The following is a 254-nucleotide window of genomic DNA, read 5'->3' on the forward strand; positions in this document are numbered from 1 at the left end:
GTTTAATAGCGTCTAATTTCTTGTACGACTCTGATTTTCAGTGGCTGATAACCCAAGAGCTGTCAGTATTTAGTATTAAACGCAAGCAAGGACAGTGGCAACTCAAGGTTGGACATTATATTGGCGTTATTGTACTGCCTAGTGGCATGACTCTTGAGATACTGCCAAAATTTATCGCAAACACTGCTAGCAACTCTATTAAGCAGCCATATCAGTCAAATGAATTGCCAGTAGATGCGGATATTGTACAAACC

The 254-nt window shown here is 40.2% G+C and carries 1 pseudogene; it reads left to right on the forward strand.

Annotated features, from left to right (window positions below):
* Window positions 1–20: 20 nt before the first annotated feature.
* Window positions 21–254: pseudogene (locus AAEY88_RS14615) on the forward strand (hypothetical protein); the annotation flags it as partial.

Origin of the sequence: Psychrobacter sp. CAL346-MNA-CIBAN-0220 (genome assembly GCF_040309805.1) — a bacterium.
Lineage (GTDB): Bacteria > Pseudomonadota > Gammaproteobacteria > Pseudomonadales > Moraxellaceae > Psychrobacter.